This is a genomic window from Brevundimonas sp. (genome assembly GCF_052436175.1).
Classification (GTDB): domain Bacteria; phylum Pseudomonadota; class Alphaproteobacteria; order Caulobacterales; family Caulobacteraceae; genus Brevundimonas.
The window spans coordinates 46,619-67,654 of record NZ_JBQVNM010000010.1; the positions used below are offsets into that span (position 1 = coordinate 46,619).

The 21,036-nt window shown below is 69.3% G+C and carries 23 protein-coding genes and 1 tRNA gene; 9 read left to right on the forward strand and 15 right to left on the reverse strand.

The window, feature by feature from the left end; genetic code table 11:
• Positions 1-7 precede the first annotated feature (7 nt).
• Genes ACT6QK_RS04315 through sdhC form a run of 5 tightly spaced genes read right to left on the reverse strand, consistent with a single transcriptional unit; the run spans position 8 to position 3,767 of the window.
• Positions 8-346 carry a gamma-glutamylcyclotransferase family protein gene (locus tag ACT6QK_RS04315; RefSeq protein ID WP_444596575.1) on the reverse strand — a complete coding sequence of 113 codons (339 nt, stop codon included), beginning with the start codon at positions 344-346 and terminating at the stop codon, positions 8-10.
• Between the two features lie 4 nt (positions 347-350).
• On the reverse strand, positions 351-1,148 hold the full coding sequence (locus tag ACT6QK_RS04320; protein WP_444596576.1) for a succinate dehydrogenase iron-sulfur subunit: 798 nt from the start codon (positions 1,146-1,148) through the stop codon (positions 351-353).
• A gap of 1 nt (position 1,149) precedes the next feature.
• The gene (sdhA, locus tag ACT6QK_RS04325; RefSeq protein ID WP_444596577.1) at positions 1,150-2,934 is read right to left on the reverse strand and encodes a succinate dehydrogenase flavoprotein subunit; all 1,785 of its coding nucleotides are present in this window, start codon (positions 2,932-2,934) and stop codon (positions 1,150-1,152) included.
• 6 nt (positions 2,935-2,940) lie between these two features.
• The gene (gene sdhD, locus ACT6QK_RS04330; protein ID WP_444596578.1) at positions 2,941-3,339 is read right to left on the reverse strand and encodes a succinate dehydrogenase, hydrophobic membrane anchor protein; all 399 of its coding nucleotides are present in this window, start codon (positions 3,337-3,339) and stop codon (positions 2,941-2,943) included.
• Positions 3,336-3,767, reverse strand: a complete 432-nt coding sequence (gene sdhC, locus ACT6QK_RS04335; RefSeq protein WP_444596579.1) for a succinate dehydrogenase, cytochrome b556 subunit — start codon at positions 3,765-3,767, stop codon at positions 3,336-3,338. The genes sdhD and sdhC overlap by 4 nt, the downstream gene beginning before the upstream one ends.
• 236 nt (positions 3,768-4,003) lie before the next feature.
• Between sdhC and ACT6QK_RS04340 the strand changes: the two genes are divergently transcribed.
• Complete coding sequence (locus ACT6QK_RS04340) at positions 4,004-4,549, forward strand: hypothetical protein (protein WP_444596580.1); 546 nt, start codon at positions 4,004-4,006, stop codon at positions 4,547-4,549.
• Here ACT6QK_RS04340 and ACT6QK_RS04345 read toward each other — a convergent pair.
• Together ACT6QK_RS04345 and ACT6QK_RS04350 are read right to left on the reverse strand one after the other, a co-directional pair.
• Complete coding sequence (locus tag ACT6QK_RS04345) at positions 4,546-4,968, reverse strand: HIT domain-containing protein (protein ID WP_444596581.1); 423 nt, start codon at positions 4,966-4,968, stop codon at positions 4,546-4,548. The genes ACT6QK_RS04340 and ACT6QK_RS04345 overlap by 4 nt on opposite strands.
• Positions 4,969-4,974: 6 nt before the next feature.
• Positions 4,975-5,886, reverse strand: coding sequence for an SIMPL domain-containing protein (locus tag ACT6QK_RS04350; RefSeq protein WP_444596582.1), 912 nt, complete (start codon positions 5,884-5,886; stop codon positions 4,975-4,977).
• 206 nt (positions 5,887-6,092) lie between these two features.
• Between ACT6QK_RS04350 and mdh the strand changes: the two genes are divergently transcribed.
• Positions 6,093-7,055 (forward strand): malate dehydrogenase, encoded by a 963-nt coding sequence (gene mdh, locus ACT6QK_RS04355; RefSeq protein WP_444596583.1) that lies wholly within the window; start codon positions 6,093-6,095, stop codon positions 7,053-7,055.
• Positions 7,056-7,365: 310 nt separating this feature from the next.
• Here mdh and ACT6QK_RS04360 read toward each other — a convergent pair whose 3' ends face one another.
• Positions 7,366-7,938, reverse strand: coding sequence for a YbjN domain-containing protein (locus ACT6QK_RS04360; protein WP_444596584.1), 573 nt, complete (start codon positions 7,936-7,938; stop codon positions 7,366-7,368).
• A gap of 39 nt (positions 7,939-7,977) precedes the next feature.
• Complete coding sequence (gene zapE, locus ACT6QK_RS04365) at positions 7,978-9,078, reverse strand: cell division protein ZapE (protein ID WP_444596585.1); 1,101 nt, start codon at positions 9,076-9,078, stop codon at positions 7,978-7,980.
• Between the two features lie 176 nt (positions 9,079-9,254).
• Between zapE and ACT6QK_RS04370 the strand changes: the two genes are divergently transcribed.
• From ACT6QK_RS04370 to ACT6QK_RS04380, 3 genes are read left to right on the forward strand one after another with little or no spacing between them, the layout of a single operon-like run.
• Positions 9,255-10,301, forward strand: coding sequence for an aspartate-semialdehyde dehydrogenase (locus ACT6QK_RS04370; protein ID WP_444596586.1), 1,047 nt, complete (start codon positions 9,255-9,257; stop codon positions 10,299-10,301).
• Positions 10,302-10,355: 54 nt separating this feature from the next.
• On the forward strand, positions 10,356-11,279 hold the full coding sequence (rarD, locus tag ACT6QK_RS04375; RefSeq protein ID WP_444596587.1) for an EamA family transporter RarD: 924 nt from the start codon (positions 10,356-10,358) through the stop codon (positions 11,277-11,279).
• A 48-nt stretch (positions 11,280-11,327) separates the two neighbouring features.
• Positions 11,328-12,797, forward strand: a complete 1,470-nt coding sequence (locus ACT6QK_RS04380) for an MFS transporter (RefSeq protein WP_444596588.1) — start codon at positions 11,328-11,330, stop codon at positions 12,795-12,797.
• Here the strand turns inward: ACT6QK_RS04380 and ACT6QK_RS04385 are convergent.
• Complete coding sequence (locus tag ACT6QK_RS04385) at positions 12,782-13,918, reverse strand: serine hydrolase domain-containing protein (RefSeq protein WP_444596589.1); 1,137 nt, start codon at positions 13,916-13,918, stop codon at positions 12,782-12,784. The genes ACT6QK_RS04380 and ACT6QK_RS04385 overlap by 16 nt on opposite strands.
• On the reverse strand, positions 13,915-15,159 hold the full coding sequence (locus ACT6QK_RS04390; protein WP_444596590.1) for an NAD(P)/FAD-dependent oxidoreductase: 1,245 nt from the start codon (positions 15,157-15,159) through the stop codon (positions 13,915-13,917). The genes ACT6QK_RS04385 and ACT6QK_RS04390 overlap by 4 nt, the downstream gene beginning before the upstream one ends.
• Before the next feature lie 138 nt (positions 15,160-15,297).
• On the opposite strand from ACT6QK_RS04390, the gene ACT6QK_RS04395 reads away from it, so the two are divergent.
• Entirely contained in the window at positions 15,298-15,444 is a 147-nt protein-coding gene (locus tag ACT6QK_RS04395; RefSeq protein WP_444596591.1) for a hypothetical protein, read from the forward strand.
• A gap of 6 nt (positions 15,445-15,450) precedes the next feature.
• Here the strand turns inward: ACT6QK_RS04395 and dapE are convergent, their stop codons facing one another.
• Complete coding sequence (gene dapE / locus ACT6QK_RS04400) at positions 15,451-16,665, reverse strand: succinyl-diaminopimelate desuccinylase (protein ID WP_444596592.1); 1,215 nt, start codon at positions 16,663-16,665, stop codon at positions 15,451-15,453.
• A gap of 45 nt (positions 16,666-16,710) precedes the next feature.
• Here dapE and ACT6QK_RS04405 point away from each other — a divergent pair, with 45 nt between their 5' ends.
• The 3 genes from ACT6QK_RS04405 (at position 16,711) to ACT6QK_RS04415 (ending at position 19,142) form a co-directional block, all read left to right on the forward strand.
• Positions 16,711-17,187 (forward strand): cupin domain-containing protein, encoded by a 477-nt coding sequence (locus tag ACT6QK_RS04405; protein ID WP_444596593.1) that lies wholly within the window; start codon positions 16,711-16,713, stop codon positions 17,185-17,187.
• A 50-nt stretch (positions 17,188-17,237) separates the two neighbouring features.
• Positions 17,238-17,771 carry a hypothetical protein gene (locus tag ACT6QK_RS04410; protein ID WP_444596594.1) on the forward strand — a complete coding sequence of 178 codons (534 nt, stop codon included), beginning with the start codon at positions 17,238-17,240 and terminating at the stop codon, positions 17,769-17,771.
• Between the two features lie 87 nt (positions 17,772-17,858).
• Positions 17,859-19,142: an MFS transporter gene (locus ACT6QK_RS04415; protein ID WP_444596595.1), complete on the forward strand. Its 1,284-nt coding sequence runs from the start codon at positions 17,859-17,861 to the stop codon at positions 19,140-19,142.
• Positions 19,143-19,178: 36 nt separating this feature from the next.
• Here ACT6QK_RS04415 and ACT6QK_RS04420 read toward each other — a convergent pair.
• From ACT6QK_RS04420 to hemC, 3 genes are all read right to left on the reverse strand, one after another.
• Positions 19,179-19,254, reverse strand: a tRNA-Thr gene (locus ACT6QK_RS04420).
• Positions 19,255-19,296: 42 nt separating this feature from the next.
• Entirely contained in the window at positions 19,297-20,004 is a 708-nt protein-coding gene (locus tag ACT6QK_RS04425; protein ID WP_444596596.1) for a uroporphyrinogen-III synthase, read from the reverse strand.
• Between the two features lie 8 nt (positions 20,005-20,012).
• Entirely contained in the window at positions 20,013-20,957 is a 945-nt protein-coding gene (gene hemC, locus ACT6QK_RS04430) for a hydroxymethylbilane synthase (protein WP_444596600.1), read from the reverse strand.
• Positions 20,958-21,036 lie beyond the last annotated feature (79 nt).

Genomic DNA, 21,036 nt, shown 5'->3' on the forward strand with positions numbered 1-21,036 from the left:
CGCCCCGTCAGGCGGCGATATAGACCCAGGCTTCAAGGCCCGAGGTCAGCGGGGCCAGAACCCGTCTGTAGTCCTCGGCCTCATAGCGGTCTGCGGCAGCCAGTTCCTGTTCCGTGATGCGGAAGACCACGCCCGGCACGACATCGGCCGGGTCGTCGGTGGGGTGCAGGATCAGGTGATGGGTCAGGCCGCTTTCGGCGATGACCTCGGGATCGGTGATCTCGATTTCGCCGATGGAAAAGCCGGTCAGGACATCGGCCGCCCCTTCGAGACGGCGACCGAAGTTGGCCATCTGGACGGCCGGGTCCTGAAGCGTCCCGTAGGAGAACAGCAGGACCTCGGCCATCGGTTCAGGCAGCCTGCTTCTTCCGGCTCGGCGACACCATCAGGGCCTTGGTCTTGGCGATGGCCTCGGCCGGGTTCAGTCCCTTGGGGCAGACCTGGGCGCAGTTCATGATGGTGTGACAGCGGTAGAGCTTGAACGGGTCCTCGAGGTCGTCGAGGCGCTTGTCCGTGGCGTCGTCGCGGCTGTCGGCGATCCAGCGGTAGGACTGCAGCAGGGCCGCCGGACCCAGGTATTCCGTCTGGTTCCACCAGTAGCTGGGGCAGGAGGTCGAGCAGCAGGCGCAGAGGATGCACTCATACAGGCCGTCCAGCTTCAGCCGGTCTTCCGGTGACTGCAGACGCTCCTTTTCCGGGTCCGGCTCGTCGGACTGGAGGTAGGGCTGGATCGAGTCATACTGGGCGTAGAACAGGCTCAGGTCCGTCACCAGATCCTTGACCACCGGCTGGTGGGGCAGGGGGGAGACGGTGATGTTCGAGGACTGGCATTCATCCCAGCCCTTGGTGCAGGCCAGGGTGTTGCGCCCGTCGATGTTCATCGAGCAGGAGCCGCAGATGCCCTCGCGACACGACCGGCGGAAGGCCAGGGTCGGGTCGATCTCGTTCTTGATGTGGATCAGGGCGTCCAGCAGCATCGGGCCGTGGTCGTCGGCCGAGACCTCATAGACGTCCCAGCGCGGATCGGCGTCGACCTCGGGGTCGTAGCGATAGACCTTGTAGGTCTTGACGTTCTTGGCGCCGGCCGGGGCCTTGTGGACCTTGCCCTTGTTGGGCTTGGAACCGCGGGGGAGGGTGAGCTGGACCATCTTAGTAAACCCGCGCCTTGGGCTCGATATACGAGACGTCGTCGGACATGGTGTAGTTGTGCACCGGGCGGTAGTCGATCTGGACGTTCTGGCCCGGACGTTTCCACGCCAGGGTGTGCTTCATCCAGTTCACGTCGTCGCGGTCGGGGAAGTCCTCGCGGGCGTGGGCGCCGCGCGATTCCGTGCGGTTCAGACCGCCCTCGATGGTCACCAGGGCCTGGGCGATCAGGTTGTCGTATTCCATCGTCTCGACCAGATCCGTGTTCCAGATCAGGCCGCGATCGGTGGTCTTGATGTCCGAGCCTTGCGCGTCGATGGCGCGCAGCTTGTCCACGCCCTGTTGCAGGGTCTCGCCGGTGCGGAACACCGCCGCATCGGCCTGCATGGCCTGCTGCATGGCCAGGCGCAGGTGCGAGGTCGGGGTCGAGCCGTTGGCGTGGCGGAAGCGATCCAGACGGCCGATGTGGGCGTCCGTGACGCTGGCGGGGGCGTCCGGCACGGCCGAGGTCTTGTCCACCACCTCGCCGACGCGCAGGCCGGCGGCGCGACCGAACACCACCAGGTCGGTCAGGGAGTTTGAGCCCAGGCGGTTGGCGCCGTGCACGGACACACAGGCCGCCTCGCCCACGGCCATCAGGCCGGGCACCACGCTGTCGGGATTGCCGTCGCGCAGGGTCAGAACCTCGCCGTGATAGTTGGTCGGGATGCCGCCCATGTTGTAGTGGACGGTCGGCAGAACCGGGATCGGCGCCTTGGTGACGTCCACCCCGGCGAAGATCTTGGCCGATTCCGAAATGCCCGGCAGGCGCTGGTGCAGGATCTTGGGATCGAGGTGATCCAGGTGGAGGAAGATGTGGTCCTTCTTCGGACCCACGCCCCGGCCTTCACGGATTTCGATGGTCATCGAGCGGCTGACCATGTCGCGCGGGGCCAGGTCCTTCACGGTCGGCGCATAGCGCTCCATGAAGCGTTCGCCCTCGGAGTTGGTCAGGTAGCCGCCCTCGCCACGCGCGCCCTCGGTGATCAGGCAGCCGGCGCCATAGATGCCGGTCGGGTGGAACTGGACGAACTCCATGTCCTGCAGCGGCAGGCCGGCGCGCAGCACCATGGCGTTGCCGTCGCCGGTGCAGGTGTGGGCCGAGGTGGCGCTGAAATAGGCGCGGCCGTAACCGCCGGTGGCCAGGATGACCATCTTGGCGCGGAAGCGGTGCAGCTGTCCGTTGTCGAGTTGCAGGGCGGTCACGCCGGTGCAGACCCCGTCCTGCATGATCAGGTCGAGGCCGAAGTATTCGACGAAGAATTTCACCTCGCGGCGCACCGACTGGCCGTAGAGCGTGTGCAGGATGGCGTGGCCGGTGCGGTCGGCGGCGGCGCATGTGCGCTGCACCGGGCCCTCGCCGAAGTTGCGGGTCATGCCGCCGAAGGCGCGCTGGTAGATCTTGCCTTCCTCGGTGCGCGAGAAGGGCACGCCCCAGTGTTCAAGCTCGTAGACGGCCTTGGGCGCGTTCCGGACCAGGTATTCGATGGCGTCCTGGTCGCCCAGCCAGTCCGACCCCTTGACGGTGTCGTACATGTGCCACTGCCAGCTGTCCTCGCCCATGTTGCCGAGCGAGGCGGAGATGCCGCCCTGGGCCGCCACGGTGTGGGAGCGGGTCGGGAAGACCTTGGTGACGCAGGCGACCTTCAGCCCCTGCTGGGCCGCGCCGAGGGCGGCGCGAAGGCCGGAGCCTCCGGCGCCGACGACGACGACGTCATAGGCGTGATCGACGAACTCATAGGCAGCCATTGCGGATCAGACCCCGGCCGGCAGCGGCGCGGAACCCAGCGCCAGCCGCACGATGAAGAAGACGCCGGCCGCGGCCAGCACGAAACAGACCAGGTTCAGCAGAGCGATCAGCGCGCCCTTGGTCCCCGGCTTGTGGATGTAGTCCTCGATCACGACCTTCCAGGCCAGGCTGGAGAAGCCGAAGAAGAACAGCACCGTCAGGACCAGAAGTCCGGCGTTCAGCTTGTCGGCGGCCCAGGCCGCCACGGCCGCATAGTCCTTGCCCGCCAGGGTGAAGGCGCTGGAGGCGACCCAGACGCCCAGGGGCATCAAGGCCAGCAGGGCGACCTTCTCTGTGGCCCATTCCCCGGCGCCGTGGCGCTCGGAGATCTTGACGTCGTTTCTGTATTTCGCGGGACCGCTCACAGCGAAACCCTCCCGGTGGCGAACAGGGCGATCCAGAACAGGACGCCGAGGACGAGCGGGCCCCAGACGGCGATCTGGGACAGCAGGTTGGCGGTCTTCACGTCCAGACCGATCAGGGCGTCGTTGAGCAGGTGACGCCCGCCGTTCAGGATCAGGGAGAAGAGCACCACCGTCAGGCCGAAGCCGACGAACAGGCCGAGCGGCGAGGCGGCCAAGGCGGTGAAGTTCGCATAGGCCTCGGGTCCGAAACCAAGCGCCGCCAGCCAGCCCAGGACGAAGACCGAACCCACGCCCGCCGCGATGATCGTCGCGCGGAACAGGATGGAGGCCGCCATGGTGATGTGCCAGCGCCAGACCTCCATGTGCGGAGACAGGGGCGTCTTGTGACCGTTGGGCTGGACGACGAAGCGGCCGGTGCGATCGCTCATCCCTCCCTTCGGGGCGGCGTGCTTGGGCTGAGTCATGCGAATGGTTCTCAAAAGCCCTGAAAAATCAGGCGTCGGGACTGCGTGCCATGGCTTTAGTGACCGCGCGCCGGGGGTGTCAACGCAGGCGCGCTGCACTGCGGCGAAAAACCCGGGCCAGCTTGGCCGCAGTCCCGGTTTCAGGTGTGGCGTCGAGGCACTAGGCAAGCCTCGGGCCGGCGCCCCAGGGTGGGGGTATGGTGTTGTTCGCGCTCGCGATCCTCGGCCTTTCCGACCCGCAGACGACGACTTCGCCCGCCGTCGCGCCCCCGCCGGTCGTCTATCGCCGCCCGGCGATCGCCCCCTATGAGCCGCCGTCGGACTTTGGTCGGCAACGGGCCGAGGGCGATGCGGTCGGCCGCCCGCGCCGCGCGGCGGGCCGCCCCGATGCGGACGGCGACTATCAGGTCGCCGTCGAGGACCGGCGTCGCGCCGCCCAGGCCCTGATGGGCCCGCTCGACGGGGTCTGGCGTGTGATCGACGACCGGGGGCTGACGGTGATGGAACTGGCCCTGACCGATCCTGGCGAAGGGCAGGCCGTCGAGGGGGCGTGGAGCCGGACCACGGCGCGCGGCGCCCGTCGCTCGGGCATGATCGGGACGGTGGCGCGCGACGGCGCCGAGGTGCGCATCGACCTCGCGGACGACGCCCGGCTCCGTCTGCTCGACGTGGCCGGTCATTGGGTCGGGCTGCTTGACGAGGGGCGTCGGGAGCGAAGCGTCGCCCTTACCCCTGCGTCTCTCTAGACCGGGCTTCGCTTCACCGTTTCGATCAGGCGGTTCAGGGTCTCCAGCTGATGCGGCGCGGCGCCCGGCCGGCCCCAGACCGGATCGGGCCAGAGCGGGTCGTCACGACGGCGGCCCACGACATGGACGTGCAGTTGGGCGGTGACATTGCCCAGGGCGGCGGTGTTCAGCTTGTCCACCGGGCGACCCATGAGGACGCCCAGGGCGCGGTCGACCCGCCCGGCCGCGACGACCTCCTCCATCAGCCGGGCGCGGTCGTCCGCCGACAGATCCTCGAACTCCACGGCGCCCGCCGCGCGTGGAATCAGGATCAACCAGGGGAACCGGCCGTCGTTCTGAAGCCTCACATGGCACAGGGGCCAGTCTGCCACGGCGACGGAGCCGGCCTCGAAGGCGGAATCGACCTCGAACACGCTCATGCCGCCTCAGCGCAGGCCATAGACCACGCAGGCGCTGTCGGTCAGGACCTGAAGCGGCGGCTGCAGGGCCAGACGCGCCGCCTCGATCTGGGTTTCCGACGGCGGCTGGCCCGGTGCGGGCGGAGGCGGCGGAGGTGCGGGCGGCGGTGGGGGCGGGGCCATCATCGCCTCCATGCGCGATCCGGTCACCACCTCCCCGTCCACAGTTGTCTGCTGCCCTCCCGCTGCAGAATAGGAGGGCCAGCCGGCCAGGACATCGGTCTGGCAGGCGCGGCCAGTGGGGTCGATGACGCGCACCGAGCCCAGCTGGGCTCCGGCGTTCACGGCGGCGGCCTCGGCCCGGCGACGGGCGTCCTTCATCGCCTCGGCGGCCAGATTGGCCTTCCAGCTGTTTTCGGGCTCCAGAGTGAACCAGACCGGGCTGATGCTGGTCGGCTGGGTCGCCACCACGGTGGCATAGACCCGCTCCAGCACGGCGATGTCGCGCACGGTCAGCCGCACCGAGGCCTCGGTCTGATAGCGCTGGATCTTGTCGGGGCGGATGTTGTCGCGAAGGTTCCCGGCCTCGTCGCGGTACTGTTCGTACAGGGGGCGGGTGTTCAGGGTGGTCTCGACCCGCACCTTGTCCGCGCCGTAGCCTGCCAGGGTCTGGCTGAGCGCCCGAACCTGATCGGCGGCCTTGCGCGACGCCTCGGCGGCCGAGCGGTCGATGGCCTGGAAGCTGGCGTTGAACCCGGCGCGGTTGGCCGTGATCTCGACCCGCACTTGTCCGATCGAGGCGATGACCGGATCGCGCATCCACCAAGGGGCGGGCACATACTGCTGGCCGATGGTGGCGGGCGGGGTCTGGGCGAGGACCGGCGGCGCGACGGCCGCGCCGAGGGTCGAAAGGGCGAGAACGGCGGGCAGGATACGCATGGGACAGCCTCCGGTTGGTCCCCACCTTCGCAGCCCCGACCAAGGCCGTAAAGCGGGGCGCTTGCTCCAGCGGACTTGCAGGTCTAGACCGCCGCCCAACGATTTCTTCTCGCAACTGCAAACGGCCCGAGCCGCTCCCCGGCGACGGCCTTCAACCCCCGGCCTCAAGTCGCGCGAACGTGCGTCAGGCCCAGAAGGAGATGCGTATGGCTCGCGCAAAGATCGCCCTCATCGGCGCCGGCATGATCGGCGGCACCCTGGCCCATGTGGCCGCGCGCGAAGCCCTGGGCGACGTGATCCTGTTCGACATCGCCGAGGGCACCCCCCAGGGCAAGGCGTTGGACATCGCCGAGGCCACCTCGGTCTTCGGGTCGTCGGTCTCGCTGAAGGGCGCCAACGACTATGCCGCGATCGCCGGCGCCGACGTCTGCATCGTCACCGCCGGGGTGCCGCGCAAGGACGGCATGAGCCGCGACGACCTGGTCTCCATCAACCTCAAGGTCATGAAGGCCGTCGGCGAAGGCATCAAGGCCCACGCCCCGTACGCCTACGTCATCTGCATCACCCACCCGCTCGACGCCATGGTCTGGGCCCTGCAGAAGTTCTCGGGCCTGCCGAAGGAGAAGGTTGTCGGCATGGCCGGCGTGCTGGACTCGGCCCGCTTCGCCTACTTCCTGTCGGAAAAGACCGGCGTCTCGGTTCAGGACATCCACGCCTGGACCCTGGGCGGTCACGGCGACGACATGGTGCCGATGGTGCGCCACTCGACTGTCGGCGGCCTGTCCCTGCCTGACGCCGTCGCGGCGGGCTTCCTGTCCCAGGCCGATCTGGACGCCATCGTGACCCGCACCCGCAAGGGCGGCGGCGAGATCGTGGCCCTGCTGAAGACCGGCTCGGCCTTCTACGCTCCGGCCGAAAGCGCCATCGCCATGGCCAAGTCCTATCTGCTGGATCAGAAGCGCGTCCTGCCCTGCGCCGTCTGGCTGTCGGGCGAATACGGCCTGTCGGACCTCTATGTCGGCGTTCCGGCCCTGATCGGCGCCAACGGCGTCGAGAAGATCGTCGAGTTCACCACCAACGACGACGAGAAGGCCATGTTCAAGAAGTCGGTGGAGTCGGTCCAGGGTCTGATCCAGGCCTGCAAGGACATCGAGCCCTCGCTGGCTTGAGCAGCGACCTCTGACACCGGAGTTGAGATGGGCCGTGGAGATCTCCACGGCCCTTTTTCTTTGCCGGGATCCAGGTTGAGTTTTGGCGGTCCGCGCCCCGCGATGGCGGGCCTCGGTCTTGCGCCTGGGTTCACCACGACGAGCACAGGGATGTCACAGCGACCACAACGGGACTGGTCGCGACCTCGTCGTATTCGTCGTGGCTCGCCGTGTGCGTTGTGATGAACGACATCGGGTCGTCCTTACCACCGGAGGCCCGCTGACGCGGGACACCTCGGCCGAGGTACATCCAGTCTCAGCTATGGCGGCTTCAGCCGCCCGGTGCGGCCGGGGCGACGGTCGGCGTCGCGGTGGTGCGGTCGGTGGTCATGACGCGGACGAACTCGGGCAGGAGGCTGCGCCAGATGGCCAGGGGGTCGGTCAGTTCCTCGGCGCCGCCGGACGGGACCAGCACGTCGAACTGGGCCAGGGCCGAGGGCGGGCCACCGGCCTCGCCGGGCTCGTAGACGGCCTTCATGAAGCGGCGGTCTCGGTTCCAGTCGTTGATCTTCGCCGGGGTGACCTGGGCGTTGGCCAGGCCGGCGGTGAACTGGAGGTCCGAGCAGACGTCGCCGTCGCACGATTGCAGGAACAGGATCCAGGGCAGGCCGTCGGTGGTGACGCGCATGTAGCGGCGGTCGCCGTCCTGCTTGACCGGCTCGGCCGTGGCGCCCTGAGTCGCCAGCCAGGCGGTCAGGGTCGCGGCGCTCAGGCCGGGGACGGGACGAGGCTCGGGCGCCGCGGCGGGTGCGGGGGCGGCGGGCGGGGCGGCCGGGGCGGTCTGGGCCAGAACGGATCCGGCGGAGGCGAGCAGGGCGGCGGCGGCGAGGACGACAGGTTTCATGCCGCCGACACTATCGGCGAATACGGCGAAGTCGAGACGTCAGTCGTGGGCGGCGGCTTCCAGCCATGAGGCGCTGGACATCTCTTGCAGCCGCGACACGGTCCGCTCGAACTCGAAGGCGCCGTCGCCGGTGGGATAGAGGGCCTCCGGCGCCGCGTCGGCCTGAACCACCAGTCGCGTCTTAGCCTCATAGAGGGCGTCGATCAGGGTCACGAACCGGCGGGCCTCCTGACGCCGCTCCGGCCCCAGGGTCTTCACCCCGTCGATGAACAGGGTGTGGAACCGCCCGGCCATGGCCAGATAGTCCTGCGGCCCGAGCGGGCGGGCGCACAATTCCTCGAAGGTCGCGCGGGCCAGTCCGCCGGCGGTGCGCTCGACCACCACGTCGCGGCCCAAAACCTCCAGATGGGTCGGGGCCTCATGCATGCCGCCGCGAAGGTCGGTCCACAGGGCCTCGAAGGCGGCGTGGTCTGCCGGGGTAGGCCCGAACCAGACAGGCGACCCCTTCAGCCGGTCCAGCCGCCAGTCGCGCGCCCCGTCGATCTCGACGACGACGCACCGTTGCTTGATCTCGTCGATAAAGGGGACGAACAGCTGCCGGTTCAGCCCGTTCTTGTACAGGTCGTCGGGCGCCCGGTTGGAGGTGACGGCCAGCACCACCTTCCGCTCGAACAGAGCCTCGAACAGCCGACCCAGGATCATGGCGTCGGCGATATCGGTGACCTGAAGCTCGTCGAAGCACAGCAGCCGCGCCTCCGAGGCGATCAGGGCGGCGATCGGTTCTATGGGATCGTCGCCCTTGTGCGTCCCGAAGACGGCTTGGCGCTGCTTTCTGTCGCCCTCGCGCCACTGGCGAACCAGGTCGTGCACCCGGGCCATGAAGGCGTGGAAGTGGGCGCGTTCCTTGCGCGGCTCCGGCGTCGTGGCGACGAACAGGTCCATCAACATGGACTTGCCCCGCCCCGGCGGTCCCCAGATGTAGAGGCCCCGCACCTCGGGCTGGGCGCCGAAGAACCCCTTCTTGGTCAGATCCTCCTCCAGCCGCTCCAGTTCCGCGATCAATGGCGCCTGGGCCGGATCGGGATTGAGCACGCCCTCGTCGACGCGAATGTCGTAGGCGGAACGGATGCGGGAGGTCATGGGAGGGGATTAGCCCCCGACCGCGCCCGGGAAAAGCGGGCGACGTCCATAAGCAAGACAAATGCCTGAGGCGCGCGAACTTGAGGCGGAGTTTGCGCGAAAACCATTGCTTCGCGGCTGCGAAGGGCTAAATCCCCTGCACCCCGCCGAAGACGGCGGCCGAAGGGAATATGATCATGGGCTATCGCGTCGCCATCGTGGGCGCCACCGGCAATGTCGGCCGGGAAATGCTGACCATCCTCGAGGAACTGAACTTCCCCGTCGACAAGATGCATGCGATCGCCTCGCGAAAATCCAAGGGCGTCGAGGTCGCCTGGGGCGACAAGACCATCAAGTGCGAAGACATCGAGAGCTTCGACTTCTCGAGCGTCGACATCGTCCTGATGTCGGCCGGCGGCGACGTGTCGCGCGCCTGGTCCGAGAAGATCGGCAAGCTGGGCCCCATCGTCATCGACAACTCCTCGGCCTTCCGCAAGGACCCGGACGTGCCGCTGATCGTGCCCGAGGTGAACCCGGACGCGGTCAAGGACGCGCATAAGAAGAATATCATCGCCAACCCCAACTGCTCGACGGCCCAGCTGGTCGTGGCGCTCAAGCCCCTGCACGACGCCGCCAAGATCAAGCGCGTCGTGGTCGCGACCTATCAGTCGGTCTCCGGCGCGGGCAAGGAGGGCATGGACGAGCTGTGGAACCAGACCAAGGCCATCTATGGCCTCGGCGACGCCAAGCCCAAGAAGTTCCCCAAGCAGATCGCCTGCAACGTCATCCCCTTCATCGGCGCCTTCAACGATGACGGCTATACCGACGAGGAGGCCAAGATGTGGAACGAGGTCCACAAGATGATGGACCCCGAGATCAAGCTGACGGTCACCTGCGTCCGCGTGCCCGTCTTCGTCGGTCACTCGGAGGCCGTGACGGTGGAGTTCGATCGCCCCATCAGCCCGGACGAGGCGCGCGCCATCCTGCGCGAGGCGCCGGGCGTTCTGGTGGTCGATAAGCACGAGCACGACGGCTACATCACGCCGGTGGACGCGGCCGGCGAGCATGCCGTCTATGTCTCGCGCATCCGCAAGGACCACACGGTCGAAAACGGCCTGGTCTTCTGGGTGGTGTCGGACAACCTGCGCAAGGGCGCCGCCCTGAACGCCGTCCAGATCGCACAGCTGCTGGACGAGACCGGCACGATCAAGTCCTCCAGCGGCTATCGTTCGATCACCGTCTGATCCCCTTCCGGGCGTCGGTCGGCCTGAGCCGCCGACGCCCAAAGGAACCTGCCCATGTCTCCCTCCGACGCGCCGAACGGCCGCGCCGTCCTGACGGCCGTGGCCTGCTATTCCCTCTGGGGGCTGATGCCCCTGCTGTTCATGGCCATGGCCCATGCGGGTTTCGGCGCGCCCGAGATCCTGGCGCACCGGGCCGTCTGGTCGGTCTTCGTGGCCGGAGCCCTGGTGCTGGCTCTGGGCCAGTGGAGCGCGGCGAGGAGGGTGCTGGGCGACGTCCGCACCCTGGGCTGGCTGGCCCTGTCGGCCCTGCTGATCGCAATCAACTGGGGCGTCTACGTCTGGGCGACGACCCATCATGCGACGCTGGAGGCGAGCCTCGGCTATTACATCAACCCCCTGATGAACATCGCCGTGGGCGCGGTGTTGTTCCGTGAGCGGATGGATCGGTGGGGCGTGGCGGCCATCGTCCTGGCCGCGGTGGGGGTGGCGGTGCAGACGGTCGCCCTGGGTCATCTGCCGGTTCTGTCTCTCATCCTGGCGTTCAGCTTCTGCGCCTATGGGGTGATCCGCAAGCGGGTGGCCGCAGACGCGGCGACGGGGCTGTTCGTGGAATGCCTGGTCCTGCTGCCCCTTGGTCTCGCCCTGCTGGTCTGGCTGGAGACCCATGGGCAGGGCGGTGTCGGCTTCGCCTCGACGAGCGGCCTGATCTGGGCCCTGTCCAGCGGTCTGGCGACGGTGTTGCCGCTGGTGCTGTTCTCCTCGGCGGCGCGTCGGCTGCCCCTGTCGACCATTGGCTTCATCCAGTTCCTGGCGCCCACGCTGCAGTTCGCCGTGGGCGTCTGGTCGGGCGAACACTTCACCCTGCTGAGGGGGATCAGTTTCGCCTTCATCTGGGCCGGGGCCGGGGTCTTCGCCCTGGGCGCCTGGCGCCGGTCACGCGCGGCGCGTCAGGCCATCGCGGCCGCCGAGCCGATCTAGCCGTCGATCCTCTTCGCCTCACGCCGTAACCGGTCTAGCTTCGCCACCATGACCGACGCCCTGACCGCGACGCACAAGCGCTGGATCCTCGCGGCGACCGTGCTGGGATCCAGTTTGACCTTCATCGACGGATCGGCCCTGGGCGTCGCCCTGCCCTCGATCCAGCGCGATCTCGGCGCAGGGCCCGCGGCCGCCCAATGGGTGTCGAACGCCTATCTTCTGACCCTGGGCGCCCTTGTCCTGATCGGTGGAGCCGCCGGCGACCGCTTCGGGCGGCGCAGGGTCTTTCTGATCGGCGTCGCGGTCTTCGCCGCGGCCTCGGCGGCGTGCGGCCTGTCGCCGACGGTCGAGACGCTGATTGGGGCGCGAGCGATCCAGGGTGTCGGAGCGGCCCTGCTGACGCCGGGAGCCCTGGCCCTGATCGGCGCGACCTTTCCACCTGAGGAGCGCGGCAAGGCCTTCGGGACTTGGGCCGGGGCCGGGGCCCTGTTCGGCATGATCGGGCCTCTGGTCGGCGGCTGGCTGGCCGATCACGCCGACTGGCGCGCCATCTTCTGGATCAACCTGCCCTTGGCCGCGATCGCCATGTTCATCACGCTGAGAGTCGTACCGGAGAGCCGTGACGACGACGCCAGGGGGCTGGATGGCCTCGGCGCCATCCTCGCGGTGCTTGGGCTCGGGGCCGTCACCTGGGGGCTGACGGCGGCGCCCGATCTGGGCATGACCAGCCCGTGGATCATCGGCTCTCTGGTCGGGGGTGCGCTGGTCCTCGGCGCCTTCCTGTGGGCCGAGGCGCGGGAGACGCATCCGATGATGCCGCTGACCCTGTTCCGGTCGTCCGTGTTCAGCGGGGTCAACCTTCTGACGCTGCTGCTCTACTTCGCGCTGGCCGGAGCGATGTTCTTCCTGCCCTATGAACTCATCCGCGTGCACGGCTGGTCGGCGACCGGAGCAGGGACGGCGATGCTGCCCTTCGCCGTCATCATGGGCCTGTTCTCGGGTCTGGCGGGGCGGATCGCGGACCGCTTCGGGGCCAGGCTGTCGTTGGGCCTCGGGCCTGTTCTCGCCGGAGCGGGCCTGATCCTGCTGGCCCTGATGTCGCCAGACGCCGGCTATGCGACCGGACCGCTGGCTGGCATGACGGTCATGGCGATCGGCATGACGCTCGCCGTCGGCCCACTCACCGCGGCGGTCATGGGGGCGGTGGAGCCGGGACACACGGGCATAGCCTCGGGCGTCAACAATGCGGTGGCGCGGGTCGCGGGGTTGCTGGCCGTCGCTCTGCTGGGGCTGCTCCTGTCAGCCGTCTTTTCCCTTACGATCGACCTCGACGCGGACCATGCCCGGGAGCTTCTGGGGCGGGTCATGGCCGGTTCTGCGGTAGATTCCGGGGGCATCGACGCCTTTCACCGCGCGTTCCAGGCCGTGATGTTCGTCTGCGCCGGATGCGCGATCCTCGCCGGCGTCGTCGGCGGGCTGACCGCCCCGGCGGCGGCCGGGTCTCAGAGCGCCGAATAGAGGGCGTCGATCAGGCGTTGGGCTCTCGGGTCGCCCAGCAGGTGGGATGACTGGCGGGTCATGACGTAGGCGGCGGACACGCGAGCGTCGGCGTCGGCGAAGGCGCAGCTTCCGCCCCAGCCGCAGTGGCCCACCGCGTCCGGGTTGGGCCCGAAGATGTTCAGCCCGGCGTTGCGGGTGAAGCCGGCGGCCCAGCTGATGACGAAGGGCAGCACCTTGTCCTGACCCCGAATGCGTTCGGTGGTCGCCTGATCGACCACGTCGGGCGAAAGGATGGCCTGGCCGTCCAGAACCCCGTCATTGGCGACGATGCCCATGATCCGGGCCAGATCGAGGGCCGTGCCGTGCAGGTTGGCCGAGGGGATCTCGGCCTCGCGCCAGTCCCTGGAGCCTCGCCCGCCGGGCGCCGAGCCCCGGTCGAGGAAGGCCGAGCGCTTGATGTCGTCGATAACGCCGAGGTCGGGGGCGGCCGAGGGCTTCTTCAGCACCGCCACCCGGTCATGCTCGCTCTCGGGCAGGCCGACCCAGAGGTCGAGGCCGAAGCGGTCACGGAAGTCTTCCTTCAAGGCCGTCCCCAGACTGCGGCCGTCGGCGAGGCGGAACAGTTCGCCGGCCAGATAGCCGATGGTGATGGGGTGATAGCCGCTGGCCGTGCCCGGCGGCCACATCGGGGCCTGGGCCGCCAGCCGGTCCAGCACGCCCTGACGATCGAACCAGATCTCGGGCTCGACCCCGCCGGTGAAGCCGGGCAGGCCGTCCTGATGGCTCATGAGTTGGGCCACGGTGACGTCCTGTTTGCCGGCGGCGCCATAGGCGGGCCAGAGGTCGGCGACGCGCTGGTCGTAGTCCAAGAGGCCGCGCTCGACGCAGGAGGCGATCAGCAGGGCCATCACCGCTTTTCCGGTCGAGAAGACCGGCGTCAGGGTCCGGGCGTCATAGGCGGCTCCGGCGCGCGGATCGGCCAGACCGCCGATCAAGTCGATGACCGTCTCGCCGCCGATGACGGCCGAGAACCGGGCCGCCTGTTCGTTCAGCCCCTCGGGCGCGTCGGTGAAGTTGGCGGCGAAGGCGTCCTTCACGGCGGCGAAGCGGGGCGGGCAGAGGCCGGAAATCTCGGTCATGCGCCGGTCCTAGCCGAGGCGCTCGTCGCGAGCCAGTCCAGCACGCCGTTCGCGGCGACGACGCCCGAGGCCATCGTCGCCTGCAGCAGATAGCCGCCGGTCGGTGCCTCCCAGTCCAGCATCTCTCCCGCGACGAAGACGCCGGGCAGGGCTGTCAGCATCAGCCGCTCGTCCACGGCGTCGAAGGTCACGCCCCCGGCCGAGGAGATGGCCCGGTCCAGCCCCTGCATGCCCGTGAGCTTCAGCCGCACGGCCTTGATGCGCCGGGCCAGCTTGTCGGCGCCGGTCGGCAGGTCGCCGGGGATCTCGCGCAGCAGGCCGATGGCGGCGGGCGACAGGCCGGCGGCCTTGCGCAGCCAGTTGGTCGTGCTGTCCTTGGCCTTGCGCGGCTTCGCCAGCCGTTCGCTCAGGGCCTCCAGCGACAGGTCAGGCCGCAGGTCGACGGTCAGGGTCGTGGACCCGACCGTCGTGATGGCTTCGCGCAAGGGCTGGGACAGGGCGTAGACCGCGCCGCCCTCGACGCCATAGCGAGTCAGGATCATCTCGCCGCGCACGGTCGTGTCGCCAAATGTCAGGGCGACGGGCTTCAACGGCTGGCCTGCGAACCGCTCGATCAGGATCGGCGACCAGTCGACATCGAAACCGGCGTTGGCCGGTCGGAAGGGAGCGACCGTGGCGCCCGCCGCCTCGATCCATCCTGTCCACTCGCCCTGCGACCCCAGCCGGGGCCAGCTGGCGCCGCCCAGCGCCAGCACAACGGCGGCGGGGCGTTCGAGCCGCTCGCCGTGGGGCGTGTCGAAGGCCAGTTCGCCGTCGCGCCAGCCTGTCCAGACCGAGCGGGTGCGGATCTCGACCCCGAGGTCGGCCAGCCGGGCCAGCCAGGCCCGCAGCAGGGGCGAGGCCTTCATCGCCCTGGGGAAGACCCGCCCGGACGAGCCGGTGAAGACCGGCTGGCCCAGCCCCTCGGCCCACTCGATCAGGTCGGCGGCGGTGAAGGCCTCCAGCCAGGGGGCGACGGCGGCGCTGCGGTCGTCATAGCGGCCGAGGAAGGCTCCGGCGTCCTCGGAATGGGTCAGGTTCAACCCGCCCCGCCCGGCCATCAGGAACTTGCGCGCCACGGACGGCATGCGCTCGTGAACCACGACCTTGCGCCCCGCCTGCGCCAGCCGCTCGGCCGCCATCAGCCCGGCCGGGCCGGCGCCGACGACGTGAATGGAGGGGTCAGGGCTGAGGTCGGTCATCGCGGTCTTGTGAGGCAGGCAGGGGAAAAGGGGAAGGTGAACGACGTTGACGCCGTAAACCCTGTCTGTTCAGGGCCGAGAAACCGCATACGGACGAAACTTCCGCCTGCGACCGTGTGGGGTCGGGAGGCGAAGGCCATGCGGGATCTGCCGGTGAAGCTGGCGGCGCCGAAACTCAAGCGACGCGGCGGGCCGTGGCGCGAGGCGATCTTTTTCCTGATCGCCTTCCTGGCCATGTTCGGCGGCGCGGTCCTGGCGCTGGATCTGATCGCGCGGTTTCTCTGACCTCCGTCAGGTCGCCGACAGGACCGACCGGATCACCCGCGCATAGACGCCGGTCAGGGCCTCGAGCTCGGCGGTCGGAACCCGTTCGTCGAACTGGTGCATCGTCTGGCCGACGAGGCCCAGCTCCAGCACCGGACACAGGGCGCGGATGAAGCGGGCGTCGGAGGTGCCGCCGGTGGTCGAGGCCTCGGGGCGGCGGCCGAGCTCAGCCTCCACGGCGTCCTGCACCGCCGTGACGAAGGCGCCGTGTTCGGTGAGGAAGGCCTCGCCCGAACACATGTGCTCCAAGGAAATCTGCAGCCCCGTCTCGGCCTGGACCCGGCCCGCCTCGGCGTTCAGCCAGGCGATCAGGCCGTCGCCGGTATGGCTGGGGTTGAAGCGGATGTTCAGCCGCGCACGGGCCTCGGCCGGAATGACGTTGGTGGCCGGGTTGCCGATGTCGACGGTGGTGATCTCGATGTTGGACGGCTGGAAGGCCTCATAGCCGTCGTCCAGCACATGGGCGTCCAGCGCCGCCAGCAGGCGCACAAGCACCGGCGCCGGATTGGCGGCGCGGTCGGGATAGGCGACGTGGCCCTGTTTGCCGTGGACGGTGATCCAGGTGTTGAGCGAGCCGCGCCGGCCGATTTTTATCATGTCGCCGAGCTGTTGCTGCGACGACGGTTCGCCGACGACGCAGGCGTCGATGACCTCCCCCTCGGCCATCAGGGCCTCGACCACCCGTTTGGTGCCGTGCAGGGCCGGGCCCTCCTCGTCGCCGGTGATGAGGAAGGACAGCGAGCCCCCCAGTTCGGCGTCATTGCGCTCGCCTTCCGCCAGCACGCGCGAGACGGCGGCCACCCAGGCGGCGATGCCCCCCTTCATGTCCACCGCGCCCCGGCCGTAGAGGACGCCGTCCTTCACCTCGGCGGCGAAGGGATCGGCGGACCAGCCCTCGGCTGCGCCTGTCGGCACCACGTCGGTATGGCCGGCGAAACAGAGGTTGGGCGAGGCCGTCCCGCGCCGGGCGTAAAGGTTCTCGATCCGCGCATGGGCCCCCGCGCCGCCGGGCCCCTCGAAGGCCATGCGGCGGCAGGTGAAACCGAGATCGGTCAGGACGCGCTGGAGCGTGTCCATGGCCCCCGCGTCCGCCGGGGTGACGGAGGGACGGCGGATCAGGTCGCGGGTCAGCTCGACGGGGTCGATAACGGCGATCGGGGATATGGCGGCGTCGGCGGTCATGGGCCTATGCTTTAGGCGTTCAGCCACGGGGTGCAACCGACCGCCATGCCGAAGATCGACATCGACACCGCCCCCACGGGCCACGGGACGAGCTATCCCGACGAATTCGCCGGTCCCTGCCTGCCGCGCCGACGGTGGCGGCTGGGCGATGCGGTCGGCCTGGACCAGTTCGGCGTCAACCTGCTGCGCCTGCCCGCCGGGGTTTGGTCCTCTCAGCGCCACTGGCATGAGACCGAGGATGAGTTCGTCTGGGTGGTCCAGGGCGAGGTGGTTCTGGTCGAGGAAGACGGCGAGACGGTGCTGCGAGCCGGGGACTGCGCCGGGTTCAAGGCCGGCGTCCCCAACGGCCACAGGATCGAAAACCGCTCCGACGGCGAGGCGGTCCTGCTGGAGGTCGGAACCCGGACGCCCGGCGGCGACGGCGCGGACTATCCCGGCATCGACATGGTCCTGCCCCGGGGCGCCGACCGCTATTTCCACCGGGACGGGACGCCCTATCCGAAGACGCCGAGGCGCGGGTGAGGTAGGGTTTTGCGACGGCGACCGGCCGGCGTCTGGATGGAGCGTGCGCCTTGAGCTTCAAGCAGGAGATCGCTGGAGCGATCGCCATCTCGGCCGTGCTCGGCGGCGTGGCGGCCAGCCAGGTCATATCCCACCGAGATGTTCATCATATCACCATCGAGGTGCACGGTGATCGGGATCACACCCTGCCGCACACGATTACCCTGGAGAGCGTCCGGCCCTACACGCCGGACGGCGGATCGGAACCGACGCGAATCTGGTCCGCCAGCCGGGTCTCAGAGCGGGGCTCGGACCATGTGACGGCCAGCGAATGCCCGGCGGTGGACGAGGTCGTCACGGCGTTCCGCGACATGCCCCGCCCCGCCCCGGTCGTGAGCCGGGGAGGGACCATCCCCATCGAGCCCACGATGAAGGACGGGTTTGAAACCCGTTTGATCGTCCTCTCGGAAGGCGTGAACACGGCGGTTGACGGTCATTCCTATCAGGTCTGGGGCCACCAGGTCGTGTCGAAGCTTCTGGCGTGCTGGGAACCGCTGATACCCGACACATCGAGCCGATACTGGGAGCGTCGCGGCGCGCCCTGACAGTGTGCTCCCCGTCCAGGATGCGATGAGCCGCCGACCTCATTTTCACCGTGACGGGACGTCGCACCCCCGATAAGACCAGCCGCCGTGACCGAGACCCTCGACACCGCCAAGCCCGTCCCGCCGCGCCCGCCCGAGGGGGAGCCGGAGAGTCCCTGGGGCATTCGCGACTTCCGCCTGTTGTGGGTGGGTCGTGTGGTCGCCGTTCTGGCCATCCAGATCCAGTCCTCGGCCTTGTTGTGGCAGGTCTATGAGATCGCCCGGCGCGACCACCCGATCGAGCAGGCCAGCCTCTATCTGGGCCTCGTCGGCCTCTGCCAGTTCCTGCCTTTGCTGGCCTTCACCCTGCCGGCCGGGGCCATGGCGGACCGGCGCGACCGCAAGCAGACCGTGTGGATCTCTGTGCTGGTCGAGGCCTCCTGCGCCCTGAGTTTCCTCCTGATGGCGATCCACGGGTCGCCGCCATTGTGGGGCCTTCTGGCCACGGCCACTGTGTTCGGCGCGGCGCGGGCCTTCCTCGCTCCGGCCAGCCAGTCCTTCCTGCCGATGGTGGTGGGACGCCGCGCCCTGCCGCCCGCCATCGCCGCCCAGTCCATCGCCTTCCAGACCGGCGCCATCGCCGGGCCTGCGCTCGGCGGGGTGATCGTCGGCTTCAACGTGCCCCTGGCCTATGCCGTGTCCCTGGGCATGTTCCTCCTGGCCGCCGCCGCCTTCATCTTCATCCGCACCTCGGGCAAGCCGATCCTGACCGAGGCGCCGCCCCGGGCCCTGGCGGCGGTCAAGGAGGGGCTGGCCTATGTCTGGAAGACCAAGATCGTGCTGGGCGCCATCTCTCTCGATCTCGCCGTCGTCCTGCTGGCCGGGGTGGCCCTGCTGACGCCGATCTTCGCCCGCGACATCCTGCATGTCGGGGCCGTCGGCTTCGGCCTTTTGCGCGCCTCGTTCGGGGTCGGGGCCCTGCTGATGGCCGTCTATCTCAGCCGTTTCCCGATCGTCCGGAACGGCGGGCGATGGATGTTCGCGGCGGTGGCGGCCTTCGGCCTGGCCACCCTGACCTTCGGCCTGTCGCGCGTGGTCTGGCTGTCCGGCTTCGCCCTGTTCATCGGCGGGGCGGCCGACATGATCAGCGTCAATGTCCGCCAGACCCTGATCCAGCTCGCGACGCCCGATCACATGCGCGGCCGGGTGTCATCGGTCTCTATGCTGTTCATCGGCGCGTCGAACGAGCTGGGCGAGGCCTATTGCGGCCTGATGGTCCGCATTCTGGGCGCCGTCGGCGCGGCGGTGTTCGGCGGCTGCGGCGCCCTGGTCGCCACGGGCCTATGGGCCTGGATGTTCCCGGGCCTGCGCAAGGCCGACAGGCTCAGCTAGAGACCCGCCCGTAAGTCTGAGTCTGCGAGAAGAAGGTGGTGCCGCTTAGGTGACTCGAACACCTGACCCCATCATTACGAATGATGTGCTCTACCGGCTGAGCTAAAGCGGCCCCGGGCGCGTGGACCGCTTGGTCCGGCGCGAGGAGGGCTCTTTATACGCGGATGGGCGGCTTGCCAAGCGTTGCCTGCAAGGCGTCGAGCAGGGCGGTTTCATCGGGCGTTTCGGCGATGCCGACGGCGGCGAAGCCCAGGTCCGCCAGCGGGGCGGCGGCTGCGGCCGAGAGGGCGATGGCGACACGGCGTGCGGCACGATCGACCGGCAGGCGCGCGGCCAGTTCGCGGGCTGCGCGGGGCGAATGGATCAGGACGACGTCGAAGTCGGCGGGCGGCGGGAGGTCCGACGCCACGGCCTCATAGACGGGCAGGCTGACGACCTGCGAAATGCCCGCGAGCGCGCCGCCCAGATCGCCGGCGGGCTGGAGCGCCCCGGGATGCAGAAGGCGCGCGCCCGGCGTCTCATCCCGGATCAAATGGGCCAGAGCATGCACGTCGCCATCGGCGGAACGGACCCGCGCGAACCCAGCCTGTCTTGCCGCCTCGGCCGTCGCCCCTCCCACCGTGAACACCGGCAGGTCGAAAGCGTTCGGGGGTGGGCCGAGGTCCGCGAACATCGCCACGCCGTTTCGGCTGGTGAAGATCAGGCCGTCGAAACCGGAGGCGTCCGGCAGGGCGGGCGTCAGGGGGCGGATGGCGATCAGGGGCGCGATCACCGGATCCAGCCCCCTGTCGAGCAGGCGGGCGGCGGTGCGCGCGGCGCCGGGCTGGGCGCGGGTGACCCAGACTTTCGCCCCGCTGCTCACCGGCGCGCTCAGACCTCGACCTGTTGGTCGCCGGCGGCGGCGTGGACCTCCTGGCCCAGACGTTCGCCGAGGATGCGGGCGGCGGCCTCTGCCCCGGACGATCCGGCCTCGACCAGGGTGCCCGAGCGGCGCCAGCGGGTCGAGCCGTCGGGGGCCAGCATTTCGGTGGTCAGGGTCAGGACGCCGTCGTCGATCCGGGCGTGGGCGCCGACAGCCGTGCGGCACGACCCCTCCAGCGCCACCATGGCGCCCCGCTCGGCGGCGACAGCCAGGGCGGTCAGCGGGTGGTTCAGGGCCTGAACCCAGTCTGCATCCGTCTCGCCCTCGCGGGTCTGCAGGGCCAGGGCCCCCTGTCCCGGGGCGGGCAGGAAGTCGTCGAGCGACAGCCGCTCGCGGATGACCTCGGACAGGCCCAGCCGGTTCAGCCCGGCCGTGGCCAGGAGGATGGCCTCGAAATCCCCGTCCGCCTGACGCTTCAGCCGGGTGTCGACATTGCCGCGCAGCATCTCGATCTTCAGGTCGGGACGCAGGGCCAGGGCCTGGGCCTGACGCCGGAGGCTGGCGGTGCCGAGCCGGGCGCCGGCGGGCAGGTCGGCGAAGGACGGATAATGGGTGGAGATGAAGGCGTCGGAGGCGTCCTCGCGCTCCGGGATGGCGGCCAGGGTCAGGCCGGGCGGCTGCTCGGCCGGGACGTCCTTCATCGAATGGACGGCGAGGTCGATGCGGCCGTCCAGCAGGGCCTCCTCGATCTCCTTGGTGAACAGGGCCTTGCCGCCGATCTCCAGCAGCCGTCGATCCTGAACGCGGTCGCCGGTGGTGACGATCTCGACCAGTTCGACCGCCTCGACCGGCAGACCCATGGCGGCGGCGATGGCGCGCTGCATCATGCCCGACTGGGCCAGGGCCAGTTTCGAGCGGCGGGTGCCGATGCGGAGGACGGGAGAGGACATCAGGCGTTGCGCAGCCGGTTGGGGGTCGCTACCTCGACCCGATGACGATGGGCGCGGACTATAGCAGCGGGGCGGACCCCGC

What these genes read in the sequence shown, in the direction of transcription:
- ACT6QK_RS04315 (WP_444596575.1), bottom strand. Translation starts at nt 346, where the DNA reads ATGGCCGAGGTCCTGCTGTTCTCCTACGGGACGCTTCAGGACCCGGCC.
- ACT6QK_RS04320 (WP_444596576.1), bottom strand. Translation starts at nt 1,148, where the DNA reads ATGGTCCAGCTCACCCTCCCCCGCGGTTCCAAGCCCAACAAGGGCAAG.
- sdhA (WP_444596577.1), bottom strand. Translation starts at nt 2,934, where the DNA reads ATGGCTGCCTATGAGTTCGTCGATCACGCCTATGACGTCGTCGTCGTC.
- sdhC (WP_444596579.1), bottom strand. Translation starts at nt 3,767, where the DNA reads ATGAGCGATCGCACCGGCCGCTTCGTCGTCCAGCCCAACGGTCACAAG.
- ACT6QK_RS04345 (WP_444596581.1), bottom strand. Translation starts at nt 4,968, where the DNA reads ATGAGCGTGTTCGAGGTCGATTCCGCCTTCGAGGCCGGCTCCGTCGCC.
- ACT6QK_RS04350 (WP_444596582.1), bottom strand. Translation starts at nt 5,886, where the DNA reads ATGCGTATCCTGCCCGCCGTTCTCGCCCTTTCGACCCTCGGCGCGGCC.
- mdh (WP_444596583.1), top strand. Translation starts at nt 6,093, where the DNA reads ATGGCTCGCGCAAAGATCGCCCTCATCGGCGCCGGCATGATCGGCGGC.
- ACT6QK_RS04360 (WP_444596584.1), bottom strand. Translation starts at nt 7,938, where the DNA reads ATGAAACCTGTCGTCCTCGCCGCCGCCGCCCTGCTCGCCTCCGCCGGA.
- zapE (WP_444596585.1), bottom strand. Translation starts at nt 9,078, where the DNA reads ATGACCTCCCGCATCCGTTCCGCCTACGACATTCGCGTCGACGAGGGC.
- ACT6QK_RS04370 (WP_444596586.1), top strand. Translation starts at nt 9,255, where the DNA reads ATGGGCTATCGCGTCGCCATCGTGGGCGCCACCGGCAATGTCGGCCGG.
- rarD (WP_444596587.1), top strand. Translation starts at nt 10,356, where the DNA reads ATGTCTCCCTCCGACGCGCCGAACGGCCGCGCCGTCCTGACGGCCGTG.
- ACT6QK_RS04380 (WP_444596588.1), top strand. Translation starts at nt 11,328, where the DNA reads ATGACCGACGCCCTGACCGCGACGCACAAGCGCTGGATCCTCGCGGCG.
- ACT6QK_RS04385 (WP_444596589.1), bottom strand. Translation starts at nt 13,918, where the DNA reads ATGACCGAGATTTCCGGCCTCTGCCCGCCCCGCTTCGCCGCCGTGAAG.
- ACT6QK_RS04390 (WP_444596590.1), bottom strand. Translation starts at nt 15,159, where the DNA reads ATGACCGACCTCAGCCCTGACCCCTCCATTCACGTCGTCGGCGCCGGC.
- ACT6QK_RS04395 (WP_444596591.1), top strand. Translation starts at nt 15,298, where the DNA reads ATGCGGGATCTGCCGGTGAAGCTGGCGGCGCCGAAACTCAAGCGACGC.
- dapE (WP_444596592.1), bottom strand. Translation starts at nt 16,665, where the DNA reads ATGACCGCCGACGCCGCCATATCCCCGATCGCCGTTATCGACCCCGTC.
- ACT6QK_RS04405 (WP_444596593.1), top strand. Translation starts at nt 16,711, where the DNA reads ATGCCGAAGATCGACATCGACACCGCCCCCACGGGCCACGGGACGAGC.